The 17,383-nt window shown below is 64.7% G+C and carries 15 protein-coding genes; 6 read left to right on the top strand and 9 right to left on the bottom strand.

The window, feature by feature from the left end:
• Positions 1-24 precede the first annotated feature (24 nt).
• Positions 25-2,037, bottom strand: coding sequence for an ATP-binding protein (locus tag NHH88_12825; protein USX16605.1), 2,013 nt, complete (start codon positions 2,035-2,037; stop codon positions 25-27).
• 239 nt (positions 2,038-2,276) lie between these two features.
• Between NHH88_12825 and NHH88_12820 the strand changes: the two genes are divergently transcribed.
• The 3 genes from NHH88_12820 to NHH88_12810 all read left to right on the top strand — a co-directional run bounded on the left by NHH88_12820 (position 2,277) and on the right by NHH88_12810 (position 4,149).
• On the top strand, positions 2,277-2,474 hold the full coding sequence (locus NHH88_12820; protein ID USX16604.1) for a hypothetical protein: 198 nt from the start codon (positions 2,277-2,279) through the stop codon (positions 2,472-2,474).
• Between the two features lie 33 nt (positions 2,475-2,507).
• Complete coding sequence (locus NHH88_12815) at positions 2,508-3,026, top strand: hemerythrin domain-containing protein (GenBank protein USX16603.1); 519 nt, start codon at positions 2,508-2,510, stop codon at positions 3,024-3,026.
• 163 nt (positions 3,027-3,189) lie between these two features.
• Positions 3,190-4,149: a sensor domain-containing diguanylate cyclase gene (locus NHH88_12810; protein ID USX16602.1), complete on the top strand. Its 960-nt coding sequence runs from the start codon at positions 3,190-3,192 to the stop codon at positions 4,147-4,149.
• 8 nt (positions 4,150-4,157) lie between these two features.
• Here NHH88_12810 and NHH88_12805 read toward each other — a convergent pair whose 3' ends face one another.
• Entirely contained in the window at positions 4,158-5,069 is a 912-nt protein-coding gene (locus NHH88_12805; GenBank protein ID USX16601.1) for a LysR family transcriptional regulator, read from the bottom strand.
• A 96-nt stretch (positions 5,070-5,165) separates the two neighbouring features.
• On the opposite strand from NHH88_12805, the gene NHH88_12800 reads away from it, so the two are divergent.
• From NHH88_12800 to NHH88_12790, 3 genes are all read left to right on the top strand, one after another.
• Positions 5,166-6,308: a DSD1 family PLP-dependent enzyme gene (locus tag NHH88_12800; GenBank protein ID USX16600.1), complete on the top strand. Its 1,143-nt coding sequence runs from the start codon at positions 5,166-5,168 to the stop codon at positions 6,306-6,308.
• 224 nt (positions 6,309-6,532) lie between these two features.
• A complete protein-coding gene (locus NHH88_12795) occupies positions 6,533-8,566 on the top strand; it encodes a PAS domain-containing methyl-accepting chemotaxis protein (protein ID USX17333.1) in 2,034 nt (677 codons plus the stop codon).
• A 3-nt stretch (positions 8,567-8,569) separates the two neighbouring features.
• Positions 8,570-9,961 carry a chemotaxis protein CheW gene (locus tag NHH88_12790; GenBank protein USX16599.1) on the top strand — a complete coding sequence of 464 codons (1,392 nt, stop codon included), beginning with the start codon at positions 8,570-8,572 and terminating at the stop codon, positions 9,959-9,961.
• 222 nt (positions 9,962-10,183) lie between these two features.
• On the opposite strand, the gene NHH88_12785 is transcribed toward NHH88_12790, so the two are convergent.
• From NHH88_12785 to NHH88_12755, 7 genes are all read right to left on the bottom strand, one after another.
• Complete coding sequence (locus NHH88_12785) at positions 10,184-11,419, bottom strand: TerD domain-containing protein (GenBank protein ID USX16598.1); 1,236 nt, start codon at positions 11,417-11,419, stop codon at positions 10,184-10,186.
• Between the two features lie 5 nt (positions 11,420-11,424).
• Complete coding sequence (locus tag NHH88_12780) at positions 11,425-12,366, bottom strand: HpcH/HpaI aldolase/citrate lyase family protein (protein ID USX16597.1); 942 nt, start codon at positions 12,364-12,366, stop codon at positions 11,425-11,427.
• Positions 12,359-13,519 carry a cysteine protease StiP family protein gene (locus NHH88_12775; GenBank protein USX16596.1) on the bottom strand — a complete coding sequence of 387 codons (1,161 nt, stop codon included), beginning with the start codon at positions 13,517-13,519 and terminating at the stop codon, positions 12,359-12,361. Before NHH88_12775 ends, NHH88_12780 begins: the two co-directional genes overlap by 8 nt.
• Positions 13,516-14,268 (bottom strand): hypothetical protein, encoded by a 753-nt coding sequence (locus NHH88_12770; protein USX16595.1) that lies wholly within the window; start codon positions 14,266-14,268, stop codon positions 13,516-13,518. The genes NHH88_12775 and NHH88_12770 overlap by 4 nt, the downstream gene beginning before the upstream one ends.
• Positions 14,246-15,424, bottom strand: a complete 1,179-nt coding sequence (locus tag NHH88_12765) for a phosphoribosyltransferase family protein (protein ID USX16594.1) — start codon at positions 15,422-15,424, stop codon at positions 14,246-14,248. Before NHH88_12765 ends, NHH88_12770 begins: the two co-directional genes overlap by 23 nt.
• A complete protein-coding gene (locus NHH88_12760; GenBank protein ID USX16593.1) occupies positions 15,421-16,467 on the bottom strand; it encodes an ATP-grasp domain-containing protein in 1,047 nt (348 codons plus the stop codon). Before NHH88_12760 ends, NHH88_12765 begins: the two co-directional genes overlap by 4 nt.
• A gap of 215 nt (positions 16,468-16,682) precedes the next feature.
• The gene (locus NHH88_12755; protein ID USX16592.1) at positions 16,683-17,258 is read right to left on the bottom strand and encodes a TerD family protein; all 576 of its coding nucleotides are present in this window, start codon (positions 17,256-17,258) and stop codon (positions 16,683-16,685) included.
• Between the last annotated feature and the right edge of the window lie 125 nt (positions 17,259-17,383).

Genomic DNA, 17,383 nt, shown 5'->3' with positions numbered 1-17,383 from the left:
CGTGATTTACCTGATTTACCTGAATTATGTGGCCATCACATCATCCAACAACTGCATCAGCTTGCCGAAATTGACCGGCTTGACCAGATAGCGGTCGAAGTGTCCCTTGCCGCCCGCCTTCTCCTCGACGTTGCCGTAGCCGGTGACGGCGATCAGCCGCGTGCCCGCCGTGTGCGGCTGGCCGCGCAGGCGGCGCGCCAGTTCGTGGCCGTCGATGTCGGGCATGCCGATATCGAGCAGGAACACGTCGGGCACCCGGTCCGCCGGGATGGCCAGCGCCGCGCGCGGGTTGGTCATTTCCTCGACGCTGTGGCCGACCGCCCGCAGGCAGGTGGCCAAGGTCCACGCGGCGTCGGCGTTGTCGTCGACCACGACGATGCGCAGCGCCTGCCCCGCCTGCGGCGCCATCCCGCCTTGGGCGCCGTCGCCCGCATCGGCGACCTGATGGCGCGGCAGCCGAACTTCGAACACGCTGCCGGCGCCCGGCCCGCCGCTGCTGGCGACGACGCGGCCACCGTGCAGCTCAACCAAACTCTTGACCAGTGGCAGTCCCAGGCCCAGCCCGCCCTGCGCCCGGTCCGGCGTGCGCGCCCCCTGGACGAACAGTTCGAACACATGCGGCAGCAGGTCGGCGGCGATGCCGGCGCCGTTGTCGGCCACCGTCACAATCACTTCGCCGCCGTCGACCCGCAACGCCAGCTCGATCGCGCCCCGGGCCGGCGTGTACTTGGCCGCGTTGTTGAGCAAATTGGCCAGCACCTGCACCAGCCGCTTCTCGTCGCCGACCACCCGCGCCTGCTCGTAGGTGATCTGCGTACTGACTTTATGACCGCGCTTTTCGATCAGCGGGTTGACCTGTTCGAGCGCGGCGGCGACGACCTGCTTGCAATCAATCAGGGTCTTGTTCAACTCGACCATGCCGCGCGTCACGCGCGAGACGTCGAGCAGATCGTCCAGCATGGCCGACATGTGCCGCGCCTGGCGCGACAGCACCTCGCTCATGCGGGCGATGCGGGCCGGCTCCGGCGGCGCGATGGCCAGCAGGTCGGCGGCGGCGGTGATCGGCGCCAGCGGGTTGCGCAGCTCGTGCGCCAGCATCGCCAGGAAATCGTCCTTCTGCTGGTTGCTGCGCGCTAGCTCGGCCTGGATGCGCTTGGTGTCGCTGATGTCGATGGTGATGCCGTCGAAGCGGGTCGGCGCGCCGTCGCTGTCGTAATAAGTGCGGCCCTTGGCGCGCAGCCAGCGGTCGCGCCCGTCCGGCGCCAGCACGCGGTATTCGACGTCGTACCCCTTCTTGCCGGCGATGCTGGCGTCGACCGCCGCGCGGGTGCGCTCGCGGTCGTCGGGATGGATGCGGCTATAGAAGATGTCGAAGTCGACCTCGGCGTCCTCGGGCAGGAAAAAATGTTCCTTGCACTTGTCATTCCAGAAAATCTTCCCCATCGGCATGGGGCAGTAGAACGTGCCCAGCTCGCCGGCGGCGACGGCCAGTTCCAGGCGTTCGCCCGCCTCCGTCGCGCGCGCCTCGGCGTTGCGGCGCCGGCCCTCCCCCTCGCGCATCAGTTCGGCCAGCTGCCGCAAGTCCTGCAAGGAACGGGTCAAATGTTCAGGCTGGCTGCCCACGCCCTGCCCGTCCTCGCTTGCGAGGATCGCCGTCAGGTCGTAGACGCGGTGCAGGATGAAGCGCACGCGGCCGTCCTCGCCGGGTACCGGGATGTTGGTCGGCAGCCACGACTTGACGATGAAGCCATCCCCGCCCCGGTCGGGCACATCGTAGCGCTGTACTTCCATCGCATGCGTGCGGCCGGTGCGCACCACGGATTCGAGGGAGGCGCGCAGGCGTATCGGCCCTTCGGCTTCGGCCGTGTCCCCAGGGAACGCCTCGAACAGGGGCCGGCCGATCAGATCGGCGCGGGTGGTGAGGGTGGCGGCGAGGTATTCATCCGAGGCGTGGCGGATCACGAAATCCGGTGTGGCGTCGAGCACGAGGATGGCAAACGGCAACGATTGAACGATTAGGGAAGTCTCAAACGTCATGCGGATTTCTTTAAGGAATACGGCCCGGGCACGGACGCGATGCGTGGATTAACAGAGTGTCTAATTGTAGCATTGACGCACGCTACTATTGGGTAACACGACCTACACCGACACAGGGAATGCTCCTACATCCGATTGCTGAGTGCGCGTCTACTATGGACGTATAGCAAAGTTTTTCATTGCTAATTCAGTGCGAAATCTTAAGCGGTAAAACTGCAGTCAAATCCCAGGAGAAGATGATGAGCAAACCAACCCAAGGCGGCAAAAACGGCGGCAACAGCAAGCTGGAAGAAACCGGCACCGCCAAAAACTCCGGCAACAGCAGCACCAGCAAAGGCAACAGCCAGTCCGCCACGTCCGGCAGCAAAGCATCGGCCAGCGCATCGTCGGCAAAGCCGACCGCCGGCAAGTCTTCCTCCGGCTCGAAATCGAAATAACCATTCCACCCTTACCGATACGAGGCAAACGACATGAGCACCACGACTACCGCCAAGAGCAAAGCGACCCGCGCGCCACAGGGCACCGACTCCATCGACGCCATCGAACTGCTGACGCAGGACCATAAAAACGTCAAGGAACTGTTTGAAAAATACGAGAACCTGAGCGATCGTTCGACGGCTAGCAAAAAGAAACTCGCTACCCAGATCTGTCTGGAACTGACCAAACACGCGACCGCCGAGGAAGAGATCTTCTACACCGCCGTGCGTGAAGCCAGCGGCGACGCCGAGGATCTGGTCGACGAGGCCACCGTGGAACACGCGTCCGCCAAAGACCTGATCGCGCAAATCCTGGAGATGGAGCCAGGCGACGACCTCTATGACGCCAAGGTCAAGGTGCTGTCGGAGTACATCGAGCACCACGTCGAAGAAGAAGAGAAGGAAATGTTCCCGAAGGCGCGCAAAGCCAAGCTCGACATGGCCGCGCTGGGCGAGGCCATCGCCGCCCGCAAGGAAGAAGTCGAACTGCCGATCCCTTCCCTGCCGCACTAAGCGCATCCACCCCAATCGGCCCTTCCGGGCCGTGCGCCGCCCCCGCTTCCCGCAAGCCGGGGCGGCGTGCCTTATAGCAACACTTTTGCCGGCCTCTCTGGCCCACGGGAAGTCGCTTGTGTAGAATCGGCATCAAGCCGTAACACGACGCCAGGAGATCCGGTTGCAAGCACCCGCCATACCCGACAACGAAGCCAGCCGTTTGAGCGCGCTGCGCTCGCTCAACATCCTCGACACCCCCGCCGAGGAGCGTTTCGACCGCCTCACGCGCATGGCCAAGCGCATGTTCCGCGTGCCCATCGCGCTGGTGAGCATCATCGACGAAAACCGCCAGTGGTTCAAATCGAACGAGAGCCTGCCGGCCTGCGAAACGCCGCGCAATATATCCTTTTGCGGCCACGCGATCCTCGGCGACGATATCTTCCTCATCTGCGACACCCTCGCCGACCCGCGTTTCACCGACAATCCGCTGGTGACCGGTGCGCCGCATATCCGGTTCTATGCCGGTTGCCCGCTGCGCTCGGCCGGCGGCTTCAAGATAGGCACGCTCTGCATCATCGACGCCGAGCCGCACGAATTCGACGAGGACGACGCCGTCGCCTTGCGCGACCTGGCATCCATGGTCGAGGACGAACTCACCGCCTTCCAGGCCGCCACCACCGACGAGCTGACCCGCATTTCCAACCGCCGCGGCTTCATGCAAATGGCGCAATATAGCCTCAACTTTTGCGCCAGGCAGGGCGCGCCGGCGACGCTGGCGTTCCTCGATCTGGACGGTTTCAAGCCCATCAACGACACCTTTGGCCACGCCGAAGGCGACCGCGCGCTGGTCGCTTTTGCCGACGCCATGCGCAAGACCTTCCGCAACACCGACCTGTTCGCCCGACTCGGCGGCGACGAATTCGTCGTGCTGCTGACCAGCGCCGGAGAGGCCGACGCGGCAATGGTGATCGACAAGTTTGCCGACGTTATCGACCGGTACAACGAGGAAGCCGGACGCGGCTACGCACTGGCGTTTTCCTGCGGAATGGTCGAATTCGAACCATCCGCGCACCGGCAGATCGAAGCGCTGCTGGCCGACGGCGATGCGCGGATGTACGCGATCAAGGCCGCCAAGAAGTAGCGGCAAGGTCACGCCGGGCGCAGCGCTTCCACGAAGAAATCGAAGGCCGTCCGCACTCGCGACGGCATATTTTTACTCGACGGTATCAGTATCAAAATCGGCGCCGCATCGAATTGCCATTCCTCGAGCACCCGCACCAGCATGCCCTTGCGCACGGCCTCCTCCACATCCCATTGCGACCGCAACACCAGGCCCAGCCCCTGCTCGGCCCAATAACGCGCGGTGCCGCCGTCGTTGCTTTGCATCGCCGGATGGATGCGCACCGATTCGCGCGCGCCGAGGCGCCCGTCCGCCGTGCCCTTTTCCTTTCGGAAATGCCAGAGGGTGACGTCCTCGCCATTCTCGCGGATGCAAATGCACGATTGATTCAGCAAATCGCGCGGCGTGCGGGGCACGCCGTGCTTGTTGAGATAGGCCGGACTGGCGCATACCCAGCGCTCGTTCTCGGCGATGGTGCGGGCCACCCACGACGAATCGCGCACACTGCCGATGTGGAACACGATGTCGGCCTCGGCGCGCTCGGGCCAGGGCGTCTCGCGCAGATCCAGTTGAACATTGAGTTCGGGATATAACCGGGCCAGCCGCACGACCAACGGCGCGATATGCTGGCGTCCGTAGCCGAAAGGCGCCGCCACCCGCAGCTTGCCTTTGACGCTCTGCGCGCCACGCTCGAACAGGTCCGGCAATTGCTCAAGGCGCGACAGCAGCGCGGTTGCGTCCTGCGCCAGCAGCTCGCCGTCGACGCTCAAGGTCAGCATGCGCGCGGTGCGGGTAGCCAGCGACAGTCCCAGCTCACGCTCCAGGCCGCGCAAGCGCATCGACAGCGCCGAGGGCGTGACATTCAGCGCCCTGGCCGCCTCGCTCAGCGACTCGCTGCGCGCCAGGGTCGCCATCAACCGCAGGTCTTCTATCTTGATCATTCAATTTTGCTTAAGCTTTTATTGGCTTCCATTTAAACATAAGTTGACGAATAAGACTTACATTAGCGCCATAGGTTCATTCATCAAGGAGAAAATATGTCGGCGCTTACCGGTCTCAACACGCCTGCGGCCATCATCGATGTCCCGCGCATGCAACGCAACATCGCGCGCATGCAAACCAGGATGGACAAGATGGAAGTCAACTTCCGTCCCCACATCAAGACCAGCAAGAGCGAGCCCGTGACGGCCATGCAACTGGCCGCCGGGGCGCGGGGCATCACGGTCTCCACCTTGCTGGAGGCGGAACGGTTCTTCGAGGCCGGCACCACCGATATCCTGTACGCGGTCGGCATGGTGGGCAGCAAGCTGCCGCAGGCGATGGCCTTGCGCCAGCGCGGCTGCGACCTGAAAATCATCACCGACAGCCTGGCCTCGGCCGAGACCATCGTGCGCTTCGGCAAGCAACACGGCATGCAATTCGAAGTCTGGATCGAGATCGATAGCGACGGCCACCGGTCCGGCATTCGGCCCGAGCTCGACACCTTGATCGAAGTCGGGCGCCACCTGCATGAAGGCGGCATGCTGCTGGGCGGCGTGATGACGCACGCGGGTGCCAGCTACGAGCTCGACGATCCGATAAAGCTCGTCGCCATGGCCGAGCAGGAGCGCAAGGCTTGCGTCGGCGCGGCCGAACGGTTGCGCGCCGCAGGCCTGCCCTGCGCAAACGTCAGCATCGGCTCGACGCCTACCGCGTTGTCGGCGCAGTCATTCGACGGCGTGACCGAGGTGCGCGCCGGCGTCTATGTGTTTTTCGATTTGGTGATGCACAACATCGGCGTGTGCGCGATGGACGAGATCGCGCTGAGCGTGCTGACCACGGTGATCGGCCATCAGGAGGAAAAAGGCTGGGCCATCGTCGATGCCGGCTGGATGGCCATGAGCCGAGACCGTGGCACGCAAAAACAGAAACAGGATTTCGGCTACGGCCAGGTGTGCGACATCGATGGCAGGCCGATCGCCGGCTATGTGCTCAGCGGCGCCAACCAGGAGCACGGCATCCTGTCGCTACGCCCCGACCTCGATGGCGTCGATGGCGAGATCGCCGCGCGCTTTCCTATCGGCACCCAGTTGCGCATCCTGCCCAACCACGCCTGCGCCACCGGCGCGCAATATCCGGAATACCACGGGCTCGACAGCGACGGCGGCATCGCCCGCTGGCCCCGCTTGCACGGCTGGTGACGCCGATCGATTACTTGCAAAACGATTGTTTTTCCAGATGAGAAATTGACGCGAGATAGCAACGCATGCGGACTCCGCCGGCAAAACCCCGGCGGCTTTTGCTCGCCCTGTGGGTTTCTTCGCAGCTACACTTAGCCATCCATAGCGAAGTTTCCACAGGTCAGGCAATCATGCACAGTTCTATTGAAGAGATCGGTACTTGCGATTCACGTTTGAGCGTCGCCATGTCGGTGCTCGACGCCATCAACCGCAGCCAGGCGCTGATCGAATTCGATCTGGAGGGCAATGTCACCCACGCCAACCAGAACTTCCTCGACGCCATGGGTTACACCTTGGAAGAAATCGTCGGCAAGCACCACCGCATGTTTTGCACCCCGGAATTCGCCGCGTCCGACGGGTATCGCGACCTGTGGCTGGAGCTGGCGGCGGGCCGCCCCAGCAGCGGCGAATACATGCGCCTGAACAAAAGCGGCGCGCCGGTATGGTTGCAGGCCTCGTACAATCCCGTCATCGGTCCCGACGGCAAGCCGTTCAAGGTGATCAAGTTCGCCACCGACATCACCGAGCAGACCTTGCGCAACGCCGACTTCGAGGGCAAGATGATCGCCGTCGACCGCGCGCAGGCCGAGATCGAATTCGACCTGACCGGCCGCATTCTGCACGCCAACGACAACTTCCTCAAGACCATGGGCTACGAGCGCGACGAGGTGGTCGGCAAGCACCACTCTATCTTCTGCGAGAGCGCGTTCAGCCGTTCGCACGAGTACCGCAGCTTCTGGTCCCATCTGGCCCAGGGCGAATTCCACGCCGGCGAGTTCAAACGTATCGGCAAGCAAGGCAACGCCATCTGGATCCAGGCGACCTACAACCCCATCTTCGGCGCCGACGGCAAGCCGTTCAAGGTGGTCAAGTTCGCCACCGACATCACGGCCGAGAAAATGCGCAACGCCAACTTCGAAGGCAGGAACCAAGCGGTCGACCGGGTCCAGGCCGTCATCGAATTCGACTTGCACGGCAAGGTGCTGTCGGCCAACGACAACTTCCTGGCCGTCATGGGCTACTCGCTCGACGAGGTGCGCGGCCAGCACCACCGCATGTTTTGCGACCCCGCCTTCATTCACTCGCCCGAGTATGTGGCGTTCTGGGAACGCCTCGGACGCGGCGAGTTCAACGCCGGCGAGTACCGGCGCGTCACCAAATCGGGCAAGGAAGTGTGGATCCTGGCGTCGTACAACCCGATCTTCGACGCCGACGGCAAACCGGTGAAGGTGGTCAAGTTCGCCACCGACATCACCAAGCAAAAAATGCTCAGCGCCGAGACCAAGGGCAAGCTCGACGCGCTGGGCCGCTCGCAGGCGGTCATCGAATTCGACATGCGCGGCAACATCATCTCGGTCAACGACAACTTCCTGCGCACCATGGGCTATGTGGAAGAGGAAGTGATGGGCCAACACCACAGCATGTTCTGCGACGGCGAACTGATCAAGAGCGCGGAGTACCGGAATTTCTGGGCCAACCTCGGCCAGGGGGAATTCCAGGCGGGCCGCTTCAAGCGGGTCGGCAAGCACGGCGCCGAGATCTGGATCCTGGCCACCTACAACCCGATTCTCGACATCAACGGCAAGGCCTACAAAGTGGTCAAGTTCGCCATGGACGTAACCGAGCAGGTCAACCGCGAGGAAATGGTCACGCAAAAGGTCAAAGCCATCTCCGGCGTGCTGGGCGAGCTGACCTTGTCGATCGCCGGCATCGCGCAGGGCTCGCAGCAAAGCGCCGGCCTGGCCGGCCAGACCCAGTCCGAGGCGGCCGACGGCAGCAAACTGCTGGCGCGCTCCAAGGACGCGATCGTCGCCATCCAGCAATCGTCGGGCGCGGTGCATGAAATCATCGACACCATCAGCGACATCGCCGGCCAAACCCACCTGCTGGCGTTCAACGCCGCGATCGAGGCCGCGCGCGCCGGCGAGCATGGCTACGGCTTCTCGGTGGTCGCCAACGAGGTGCGCAAGCTGGCGGAAAAATCGGCGCTGGCCACGCGCGAGATCGCCAAGCTGATCAACGAGACCGTCAACCGGGTCGGCGAAGGCACGCGGCTGTCGGGCGACGTCGAGGCCGCGTTCGAGCGCATCGTGCAGTCGGTCGCCAAGACCAGCGCGTCGATCGACCAGATCCACGCGTCGACGTCGGCGCAGGCGGCGGCGACGCAGGACGCCTCATCGTTGCTGACGGAGCTGGAGAGCATGGCCACGGAGCGCTAAGGCATGGCGGCTAAAGAATTGGCGACGGCGTCGGCGTCGGCTGCTGGCGCGGTCAGGCTGGCGGTAGCCGCGGTCGGCGCGATCAACATCGGCGTGGCCATCGACGCGGTGCTGCAGGCCATCCCCGCCAAGGGCGCGCTCACCGCGCTGCCGCGCCGCCAGGGCGCGCTGTGCGGCGTTGCCGAGCACGTCGGGAGGCTGGTGCCGGTCGTCGACTTGGCGCGCTGGGTGGAGCTGGGCGCGCCGCCGGCGGACGTGGAGATCGCCGAGCGCGTAATGATGCTCAGCGACGGCCGGCGCACCATCGGCCTCAAGGTCGACAGCATCCGTGGCTTGACCGATGTCGAACCGCAGAGCTTGTCGCAGGTCCACCATGACGACGACAGCGAGGAAGTGTTCCATACGGTCGTCAAATCGGCGGACATGGGATTGGTGTTCAGCATCCTCGATGTCGGCAGGTTGATCGCGCTGGCGTCGGCCTGGCATGCGTCCGACGGGGACGGCGACGCTGAAGCGGCTCCATCGACCCAATATGCGCAGCCGGAAGACGAGAAAGTGCTGAGCGCGCTGCTGGCGGTGGGGGACGTGCGGGTGGCGCTGCCGGCGGCCGAGCTGGCCGAGGTCATACCGCTACCCGAACTACTCGCCATCGGCACGGCAGGCAGCAACCGGTATTGCAAATGGCGCGATCGCACCATTCCGGTGATCAACGTGAGCGCCCTGCTCGGCCAGCCGGAGGTAGGGCAAGCCCGCCTGCTCGCCATCGTGCAGCGCGACGGGCTGACGCTCGGCTTGCTGGTGCGCGAGGCGATCGAGTTGCGGCCGTTGGCGATCGTCGGCGCGGACGTGTCGGACGGCGGCATTGCCGTCACCATCTTCGAGGAGGGGACCGGCGAGATCCGCGTCATCGACACGGCGCTGCTGTTCGCCAGGACGCCGGAGGCCAGCATCAGCAAGACCGCCGCGCCGGCCCAGGACAAGCGGGAGGCGCAGCGCGCCAACACCAGCGCGTATATCGTGTTTCAGACCGATCAGGCGTTGGCGGCGTCGATTGATGCGATGGAAGAGATCCTGCCCTTGCGGGCCGAGCATATGGATGGATTGGAGAGGTTGTCGGCCAACATCGAATGGCGCGGACAGGCGGTGCGGCTGATGGATCTGCGCACGGGGCCGGAGCCGTCGTCGGCCAAGCCCAGCGCGCGGATTATTGTGGTAAAGGGGCCGAGCGGATATGCGGGGTATGTGGTGCGGCACGTGCTGCTGCTGATTCCGCCCCATACGGGCTGGCTGTACCGGATGTCGCTGGCCGGCGCCGGGCCGGTGGAGTTCATCACCACCGGCGAGGGCACCGAGCGGGTCAGCTACCGCACCGTGGACCTCGCGAACCAGAAATAACCCGAGCGCTGGAGATGACCTGAACAACCTGAAATGACCTGATACCCCGAAATGACCTGATACCCCGAGATGACCTGATACCCCGAAAAAATCTAAAACACGTAGGGCGGATTAGCGTAGCGTAATCGGCCATGCATGCGTCGCGTTGACGCATGCATGGCCGATTACGGCGTTCCGCCTAATCCGCCCTACGTGATTCAGATCGGAGCACCCTCCAGGCTATCAGCCTTTGCTACCCGCCACCCACTTCATGCCGAAGTTGTACTTGCGATCCATCACCTCGTGCATGCTCTTGCCGCCCTCCGGCATGATGTAATCGACCAGCTTGGTCACCTGCAGCTTGCCGCCGATATTCTCGATCATCGCGATCGCGCACATGCGCTGGCTGGCGCCCTGGTCCAGACGCACCTCGATCGGCGGCTGGTCCGGCACATTGATCGTCACCACGCCATCGGTCGCCGCCCAGTTCGGCGCGCCCTCGTAGATGAACGCAAAAATCAGCGCACGCTTGATCTCGTCGAAACGCTGGCCGTTGATCGTCAGATTCTCGCCATCCACATTGGCGCCGGTACGGTCGTCGGCGGCCAACTGGATGTATGGCTTGCCGTCGAAGCTGCCGAAGCTGTTGCCCAGTGCCTGCACCACGCCCTTGGAACCGTCGTTCAGCTCGAACATGCAGGCCAGATCCAGATCCAGCCCCTTGGACGAGCGCATTCCGCCCGTCAGCTTGGACAGGAAGCCGCCCTTTTCCACCGGCGCGACGGCGCCCGAGCGCGCCCAGTTCAGATTGACGTGGATACGGCCGAAACCGCGCGACGCCGATTTCTCCAGCGAGATCTTGTCGCCACGCTTTTCCAGCGTGATCTTCGACAGCGACACCTTGGCCTGCGGCGCAGGCGCCGGTGCTGGAGCCGGAACGGGCGCGGCTGAAGGCGCCGCAGCGGAAGACGACGCGCTCTCGCTGCCGCCGAAATGCGTCAGCAACGCCGACAGCCCGCCATTGAAGCCCTGCCCCACGGCGCCGAAACGCCACAGCCCGTCCTTGCGATAGATCTCGGCCAGAATCACCGCCTTCTCATCCTGGAAGTCGGCGCCGGCCAGCGGGAACTGCGCCACGCCGCCGACCGTTACGCTGCCCTGGCTCAGCGAGCGCATGGCGCCGCTGTCGATGGCGGCCGTGAACACCAGCTTGGAGATCGACTCCGGCAGCGCCGCCAGGTTGACGGCAAAGCTGGAGCGGTCGCCCGAAATGCTCAGCTTGACGGCGTCGCCGGGACTGGCCAGCTGGTTGTAAAACACCATGTAGCGGTCGTCCGACAGCCGCTCCGAAGCATCGAGGCCGAAGCACGAGACGTCGGCGCTGGTGCCGCCTATCTTCAGTTCCACATCGACGTTGAACGACTGGCCGCAGCCCAGGTCGTCGAGTTTGCTCTTTTGTCCACGCGAGAATTGTTTCATTTCGATCACCTCAGAATAGTTTGACTCGTTAGCACCGGCGAAGTTGCGGACTGCATCGACTCCTGCCCCTGTCCCGGATGGGACCCGAACAGGCGCGAGCGCTCAAGCGTGCTCTCGGCCCAGGCCCGATGGGTCGCCACCTCGCACATCGACTGGTTCATCGCGAACACCGCCGGGCTGTCCGGTCGCAGGATGGCCGAGGCCTCCTCCAGGTCGCTGGCGGAAACGCGGTAATGGCTCTCAATAGGATCGATCTGGCTCGGATGGATCGCCGTCTTGCCCACCATGCCGTGCGCCAGGTCCTCGTTGACCTCCTCGTCCAGCAGCTGCGGCAGGTCCAGATGTTCGAACACCGGCGCCGTCAGCGCGAAGCCGTGCGGCCGGAACGTTGTCACCAGGCGCCCGATCACCGGGCCCAGCGGCGTGCGGTAGATCGTCATGTTGCGCGGCCGGCGCAAGCCCAGCAGCGCCAGCAGGTCGTTGCCGCCGATGCGCAGCGCCACCACCCGCTCGCGGATGCCCGGCGAGCTGATCAGATGACGCAGCGCGTGCATCTCGGCGTCGTAAAACACCTCGGCCGTCTCCAGCGTCGGCATCAGCATGTGGGCCGTGTCGCGCACCAGGTTGAGGTACATCGGCAGGTTGTACTGGGTGGCCTTGGGGATGACGAAGCCGGTCAGCTTGTCGGCGCCGGGCATGGCCAGCACGCGCGTCATCACGTCGAGGTTGCGCACGCGCACGAAGCGCTCGGCCTGGCTCGCCACCGGCATGTTGGCCAGCACCAGCGACAGGTTGAACAACGCGTAGCTGAGCTCACGGTCGGCGACCGCGTCCTCGGTGCACATGATCAGCGAACGCACATTGCCCAGGCGCGTGCCGCTGGCGACGTCCATCAGATATTTGTGGGTCGCCGGCACGTACAGCGAAGCCCCTAGTGTCTTAACCATCGGCGATACTCCTGATGATGGAAACGGCCTGGTAAGGCAGCTCCGGATCGAGTTGCACGGGCACGTCTTTTTCGCGTGCCAGCACCAGCAAATGGGCGACGTCGGCGCTGGCCGCGTCGCGCACGATCAGTCTGTCCGGCGAGCGCCGCAGCAGCACCCGCGTCGCCTCGCCCAGACCGGGTTTGATCAAGTTGCGATCGGCGATGGCGTGCACGCGCATGGCCGTCTCCATGTAGTCGCGCGACACTTGCGCCGCCGTCGCGCGGGCGGCCTCCGTGGCGGCCTCAAGGTCGGCCACATTCGGCGCGGTCGTCGCGCTGGCCGGCTCGCTTGCCGGGCCGATGACCGCGTCGATGGCGGCCGGACCTTCGGCCCACTGTTGCGCCAGTTCGACCAGGCGGTCGGCGAACACGCGCGACTGGTCCTGCGGCTCGAACTCGGCGTAGTACACGCAACCGTGGAAATCTTGCGGGCCGATCTCGTCGTTCAGGATCGAACGGCTGACCAGGCCGGACACGGTGGCGTTCAAGATGCTCGACGGGATCAGGTAGTCGTCATGGCCGGCGGCGCGGGCGGCCACGCCCGCCAGGTCCGACAGCACATAGAGACCGCTGTCGATGGCGCAGCGGTGGCGGGCGTTGAACACCGCCATGCTGGCGTGCAGCTCGCCGGCGATGACGCCCTTGCCGGTCCAGCCGTCGATGAAGACGATCGATTCGGGCGCGTGGCCCTGCGCCAGGATGTACTCCAGCGCGACCTGGTCGATGCCGCGGTCGCGGATGATCGACAGCGAATAATGCGCGACCTCGCGGCCGAACACGCCGCCCAGCAGGCGCTTGAGCACCACGCCGACCGGCGTGCCGGCGCGCGCCAGCGAGACCAGGGTCACCGGTCCGGCGCGGCGGCGCGCGATCAGGCCGGCCAGGGTCACGCAGTCGCGCGCCATGCGCTCCAGGTTGGCCGTGCAGGCCTGGCCGAAAACGTCCAGGTAGCGCGGCGACGGCAGCGACTCGCGCGACAGCATTTCGCTGTAATGGCGCTGTCCCGACTGGATCAGGCGTTCCTTGTCGGGCACGTCGACGAACGAGGCCAGCGCCAGCGGCTTGAGCAGGAAGCGCACGTCGTCGCCGTGGTAGCTGCCGCTGAAATTCATAGCGGCTCCAGGGCGACCCCTGCCAGTTGCGTGCCGCGCGGCACGATGGCGTAGTCGCACGCGGCCATGAAGCGCGCGTCCGAACGGCTGTCGCCGATGCCGAAGGTCAGGATAGCGCCATGCTCGGCGCGCAGCAGCTCGGTGACGTAGGCGACCGCGTGCGACTTGTTCAGCGCGTTGGGCAGGATGGCCAGGTTGTTGGCGTTGCGGTGGAGGAAATAGTCATGGCCGCGCGCCTCGAGCCACGGAATCACCACCTCGCGCTCGATCGGCTCGAGGCGGGCGGCGATCTTGTCGGCATCCTTGATCAGCAGATAGAACGGAATCGAGTAATCCTCGACGATGCGGGTGCGGCTGCTCTGGCCGGCGGCTTCGACGTAGGCGTCGATCAGGCGGCCCAGTTCGGCCAGGCCGTCCTGCGCGGCCAGCATCGCCGGGCGCATGCGTTCCAGCCACGAACGGTCGGCGCTGCCGTCGGGCAGCAGCACCACGCCGCCGTAGTTGATCACGGCGTAGCTGGTGAAGTCGATCTTGACGCGGCTGTAGGCATCCTGGTTGCGCGCGGTCGCGGGAATGATGGTCATGCCGTCATTCATGAACTCGAACATCGCGCGCTGGCCGGCCGTGGTGAACGAACAGGCGACCCCGTCCTTGAGCACGGCGGCCGGTTCGAGGTCGTCGCGGCCGGAACACTTTTCCAGCGATTGGAACAGTGTGTCGTCCAGGTCAGCAAACAGGAATTTCTTCAATCAGGGCCTCACTCTTAAAATGGAACAGCCGCGCCTTGAGCAGCGCGGCCAGCTCGAACAACGCGGCGTTGGGCGGCGTCTCGTGGCAAATAAAAACATGGTCGTACTGACCGGGGGCGACGTTGTACAAAAAATTGGGGATGCCTTCGCCATAGTTGTCGGCGAATGCCAAGGTGTGCGCCACCGCGCCCCAGCGGCGGATCGGCGAGCGCGTGGTCGACTGCACCAGCACCTCGACGCCGTCGCGCACCAATCCGGCGCCCAGCGCATAGGCGGCGTGCATGAACTCGCCCGTGCCCAGCACCAGCACTTTGTGGCCGGCGCCGATGTCGGCGGCCAGGCCGGACACCACCGCCTGCGGCAGGCGCAACGCCGTGGTGCGGCCGCGACGGCCGAACTGGTCGCTGGCGCCACGCTCGGCATGGGCGTCGAAACGCTGCGCCGGCGCCGCGCCCGATTCCATCGTACCTGCCGTGAAGCGGTAGCTGCCATGCATGCAAGCGCCCAGGGTCATCGGCAAGGCGCAGCGTTGCGCCAAGGCTTCGACGCCCTGCTCGCCCATGAAGTTGGTGATCACAGCGAGATGCAAGTGGCCAATGTCCGGTTGCACCTGGCGGCAAGCATTCAGCAGGTTGACGAAGGTGTTACCGGTGCTGGCTTCGTCGTCGACCAGCACCAGCGAGCGCATGCCTGCGAACAACTCGCGCTGCGCCGGATCGGCCGGCCAGTGCAGGAACTGGCGCGGCGCGTGGCTGTGCGCCTCCTCGAATTCGATCAGCGGTTCATTGCCGACCCGGTAGCGGGTGGTGTGCATAAACAGCGCCGGCTGGTCCGGATGCGCGCGTTGCCACGCCTCGAACATGCCCTGCCCCAGGCCGATGCCGGTTTCCGCCATCGAGATGAATACCACCGGTCCCGGCAGCTCCGGCACGCCGGCCGCCAGGCTCTCGTGGATCTCGGCCATGCGCTGCGGCGTGACCGGCCAGTGCTTGCCCAGCACCTTGCTCAGGAACAGGAAGCCGCGCTTGGCGTTGTCGCGCGCGGCAAAGCCCAGCAGGCTGTCGGGCGGAAACTCGCTGCCGGTGACGCGCAGCTCCAGCGTCCCGGTCGGCAGTTCCACCTCGACGCTGCCCAGGAATGGCGAAGGCCCGTTCATGGCAATGCCACCGCCGTGCCCAGCTCGCCTACGCGCATGCCGTCGCGCACCGCCAGTTGCTCGGGCGTGAACCCTGTATGGCCGTCAACAAAGCTGATCAACGCCAGGTAAGGCAGGTTCGGCCCGGCCAGGCAAGCCATGCCGATGCCGCCCGAGGCGCGGGCGTTGATCTCCAGCAGGCGCAAGCTGCCCTGGCCTTCGCGGAACTGCACATTGAACATGCCGCTCAGGCCGAAATCGGCCGCCAGTTTGGCGCACGATTCGACGATGTCGGCGCGCACCTCGATCACCTGGCCGTAGCCGGGCTGCGGCAGCTTCTTGCGCGCCACCGCGCTGACCAGATGGCCGTTGGCGCCGACGCAATCGACGCTGTATTCGTAGCCGTCGAGGTATTCCATCAGCAGCATGGTGCGGAAGGTTTCCAGCTCGGCCAAGCCACGGCGCAGGTCGCCCAGGCCGATGCGGTAGCTGGTTCCGGCCAGCAGCAGCGCGGCGCTGCTGCGCTCCTCGTCCAGCACGCTGAAGCCGAGGCCGTAGACCGAACGCGCCGGCTTGACGCACAGCTCCTTGTGCAGCGGACGCAGCTCCGCGTGGGCGGCCTCGAACTGGGCGATGTCCTTGAAGATGCGGAATTCCGGCGGCGGCGCCAGCGGCAGATCCACGCCGGCGTAGAAGGCGGCCTTGTCGTCGATGATGTCGAGCTTGTCGGAGGCGGCCGCGCTGAGCACGCGGATGCCATGCTCGAGGAAGCGCCCGCGCGCCGCGCTCAGCGCGGACGCGTGCTTGGCCGGCGCGAACACGTCCACCTTGTGCTCGCGGCAGAATTCCAGGCACCAGTCGACATACTCGGCCGCCGTCAGGCCTTTGGGCTCGAGGTGGAACTCGTGCGCGGCGCCGGCCGCCGGGGTATGGGCGTGCGGGTGCGTGTAAATGGTATGGAACCGACCGGCGTGGTCGGCCTCGCGGATGAGCGTGAGCACGTTCGCGATGGACGAGAAGGCGCTGTTATACCAGACGCGGCAAACCCGTTCCGGCGCGCTCACAGGAACGCCCCGGACAAAAAGGTGTGCGGTCCCGTGCTCAGATAAATGCTCATGCAATCCTCATGTAAAACAATGATGTAACGATGGTGAAAAACAGCGTGTGTGCGGCGCGCATGCGCGTAGACCTTGCGCGCACGTGCAAACCGGGAGGCCAGCGCCTCCCGGTTTGCACGTGCGGCGCGCGACGGGCGCCGTTGAATACTAGTTGCTAGGTGTTAAGCGTTGACGCCGAACGAGCGCGCCAGCGGGCCGAGGCCGCCTTTGAATCCTTGGCCGACCGCCTTGAATTTCCACTCCGCGCCGGCGCGATACAGCTCGCCGAAAATCATTGCCGTTTCCACAGAGCTATCTTCCGACAGGTCGTAACGGGCCAGTTCGGCGTTGCCGTTGGCGTTCAGGCAGCGGATGAAGGCCTTGCCCACCATACCGAAGTTTTGCTTGCGCTGTTCGGCTTCGTGAATGGTCACGCAGAAGGACAGGCGGTCGATATCGGCCGGCACGGCGGACAGGTCGACGGTCAGGGTCTCGTCGTCGCCGTCGCCCTGGCCGGTGGTGTTGTCGCCATTGTGGACCAGCGAGCCGTCGGTCGATTTGAGGTTATTGTAGAAGATGAAGTCGCTATCGCCGCGCACTTTACCGTCGGCCTTGAGCATGAAGGCGCTGCCGTCCAGGTCGAACGCCGCGCCGTCGGTGGAGCGTGGGTCCCAGCCCAGGCCGATAACGACCTTGGTCAGGCCGGGTGCTTCCTTGCTGAGGTTGACGTTACCGCCTTTTTGCAAACTGATCGCCATACTGGTCTCCCATTTAAAGTTTCAAATTATCAACACTCGTCCGGCGACGGGATGTCGCGGAACGGCCTTTAAATTTCATCCCCAAGTATGTGGCGACATTTGCGCGAAAATCAATACTGTCCGAA

The organism is Oxalobacteraceae bacterium OTU3CAMAD1 (assembly GCA_024123915.1).
Classification (GTDB): domain Bacteria; phylum Pseudomonadota; class Gammaproteobacteria; order Burkholderiales; family Burkholderiaceae_D; genus Rugamonas.
The sequence above is the reverse complement of the archived record's forward strand: the minus strand, read 5'-3'. Positions and strand labels throughout refer to the sequence as shown.